The 2,311-nt window shown below is 61.9% G+C and carries 2 protein-coding genes; both read left to right on the top strand.

Annotated features, from left to right (window positions below):
- The coding region (locus A3764_RS12625) for a beta-propeller fold lactonase family protein (RefSeq protein ID WP_236628189.1) at positions 1–1,124 on the top strand (1,124 nt) is incomplete at its 5' end.
- A gap of 179 nt (positions 1,125–1,303) precedes the next feature.
- Positions 1,304–2,158 carry a cytochrome c oxidase subunit II gene (locus A3764_RS12620; protein ID WP_161487198.1) on the top strand — a complete coding sequence of 285 codons (855 nt, stop codon included), beginning with the start codon at positions 1,304–1,306 and terminating at the stop codon, positions 2,156–2,158.
- The last annotated feature ends 153 nt before the right edge of the window (positions 2,159–2,311 follow it).

The following is a 2,311-nucleotide window of genomic DNA, read 5'->3' as shown; positions in this document are numbered from 1 at the left end:
GCTTTGCCCGCGACGGCAGTGCGGTGAGCGTGGTCAGTGTTTCGTCCAACGCGGTACAAGTTCTCGATCCGGCGACGAACAAGGTTCAGACCACCGCCTATGTCGGCCGTTCCCCGCATGAGGCATTCGTGTCGCCGGATGGCAAAACGGTCTGGGCGGCAATCCGGGGCGAAGGCTATGTCTCGGTCATCGACCGCGAAACCGGTGAGGTTCAGGACCGGATCACCACCGCATCGGGCCCTTCGAAGGTGGTTTTCAGCCCTGATGGGGCGCATGCCTTCGTCAACCACCTCTTCGCCAATACCGTTGCCGTGATCGACGTGGCCAGCCGCAAGGTGATGGATGAGATCGCCGTACCAGAACAGGCCGGGGGATCGGCGGACGAAGCGGTCACACCCGATGGGAAGGAATTGTGGCTCGGTCATCCCGGCACCGGACATACCACCGTTATCGACGCCCGCACCTTCAAGGTGAAGGCGGTGCTTGAAACCGGACCGCGGACAAACCACCCGAACTTCGTGACGCGGGACGGAACCGATTACGCCTATGTCACCGTGGGCGGCCTGAACCAGACGAAGATCTTCCGCCGCACCGACGGCGAACCGGAAGAGATCGGCAAGATCGAACATTCCGGCGTCGCGCCGCACGGTATCTGGCCCAGCCCTGACAACAGTCGCCTTTACGTGGTGCTGCAGAAATCCGATGCGGTCGACATCATCGACACCGCGACGAACGAGGTCATCAAGACCTTGAGCGTGGGGCAGGACCCGCAGGCCCTGATCTACGTGGCCAATGCCGCGCCGGGGGCCGAAGGGGCTAACCTTGGCGAGCAGGGTCTCGGAAACCGCGTGGAGAACATCGCGATTGAAGTGCGCGGGGCGGAAGGGGCCAGCGCCTCGGCCAATATCCGGCATGTCGCGGGGGTGGACGAAATCGACATCACTGCACGTGGGCTGCCAGCGGGTCAAAGCTTTACCGTCTTCGGCCAGAACGAAGGGGGCAGCCACCCGATCCGGTCGATCAAGGCTGGTGACAACGGCGTGGTGGGCGAGGCGCTCGCCTATGCCGATTACTTCGACACCTACACCGGGCTCCTGCTGCTGCCCGAGGGCCAAAAGCCCTGAGGTGAATGACACGCGGCCGGCCCTGCGCCGGCCGCACGTGCGTTTTTGCGAATGGAAATTTGAAACTTAAGGCGGGGGGGCTGGTTTTCTTTTCGGAAACGTGAGGATTGGTGCCATGGGCATTTGACCGATCAGCGGCAAACAGGGTTACTGTATATTTTTGAGGCCAAGGAATGGAATTGAGCCGAAGTTCGCATAAGCTCTGGCCGCTGATATTTGCCTTCCCCCTTTCCGGTTGCGAAAACGGTCTGGGGCTGTTCGCACCGGCAGGACCGGTTGCACAGGCCCAGCAATCCCACATGCTCACCATCGTCTGGCTGATGTTGATCGTCATCCTGCCGGTTTTCGCAGGCGTCGCCTTCGTCCTCTGGCGCTATCGCCTGAGTTCTGACGCAGACTATCGCCCTGAATGGGAATTTTCCTGGTTGGCCGAAATAGTCATCTGGGGGGTTCCTGCTGTGCTCGTGGGGGTGCTGGGGTGGAATCTCTGGAAGGAATCGCACAACCTCGATCCTTATGCGCCGCTTCCGGGTGGCCCCCCGCTGGAGGTGCGGGTGGTAGGCTATGACTGGAAATGGCTTTTCATCTATCCCGAGCAAGGCGTGGCGCTCGCGAACCGCCTGATCCTGCCGGTGGATCGCCCGGTGCGCTTCCGTCTGACCAGCGCGACGGTTCTGCAGTCCTTCATGATCCCGCAGCTGGGCGGGCAGATATACGCGATGCCGAAGATGGTCACCGAACTGAACCTGAAAGCCGATGCCCTGGGCCGCTACCGGGGCCAGAATACGCAGTTCAACGGCGAAGGCTTCGCGGAGCAGAAATTTGTGGCCGAAGTGGTGGAAGGCGAACAATTCGAACCGATGCTGGCCGAGCTTACCGCCGATGCACCCGCGCTGGATGACGCAGCCCTTTCCCGCCTGAAGAAGCGCGAAGTGCTGAACGAACCGCTTGTCTTTGGCCGGATCATGGCCGACCCCTTTGTTGCCGCCGCCGGCAAGGCCGCGACTGGCCCGGACGGGGTGGCCCATGAATGACGAGATGACATATTGGTTGCTGGGCCGTCTTGATTGGCAGGCCCTGCCTTTCCTGCGCGCGTGGAACCATCCCGCCCTGTCAGAGCTGATCGCGGCAGCGGCAGGTGGGTTGGTGGTGCTGGGGGCGCTGGCGGTTGCCGTTTTGCTCACCGT

It is taken from the genome of Sulfitobacter sp. HI0129 (assembly GCF_001635395.1).
Lineage (GTDB): Bacteria > Pseudomonadota > Alphaproteobacteria > Rhodobacterales > Rhodobacteraceae > Sulfitobacter.
This window is presented reverse-complemented; position numbering and strand designations above follow the sequence as displayed.